The organism is Bartonella taylorii 8TBB (assembly GCF_902825155.1).
Lineage (GTDB): Bacteria > Pseudomonadota > Alphaproteobacteria > Rhizobiales > Rhizobiaceae > Bartonella > Bartonella taylorii_A.
The window spans coordinates 1-392 of the sequence record NZ_CADEAG010000212.1 but is presented as its reverse complement, the minus strand read 5'-3'; the positions used below and the strand labels follow the sequence as shown (position 1 = coordinate 392).

The window sequence follows — 392 nt, the reverse complement described above, 5'->3', positions numbered from 1 at the left end:
TGACCAATGCTAGTTTGCATAATGAGGATTCTATTAAGGGAATTGGTCATAAAGGAGATTCTATTCGTGAAGGATGTGACATCCGTGTAGGCGATAGCGTGATTGTACAACGTGCTGGTGATGTGATCCCTCAGGTTATTGATGTTATTATTGAAAAACGCCCGAAAGATGCTGCTGTCTTTATTTTTCCTCTTTTGTGTCCAGCTTGTGGGAGTCATGCTGTTCGTGAAGTAGGTGTAGCTGTGCGTCGATGTACAGGTGGGCTTATTTGTCCCTCACACGCGATTGCGCGTATTCGTCAATTTGTTTCGCGTAATGCCTTTGATATTGTGGGACTTGGGAAAAAACAGGTTGAATTTTTTTTTTCATGTTTATGACATGACTTTTTGTAT

1 pseudogene is annotated in these 392 nt (G+C 41.3%); it reads left to right on the top strand.

Features of this window, described 5'->3' with window-relative positions:
- Nucleotides 1-365: pseudogene (locus tag J7R13_RS09345) on the top strand (NAD-dependent DNA ligase LigA); the annotation flags it as partial.
- Between the last annotated feature and the right edge of the window lie 27 nt (nt 366-392).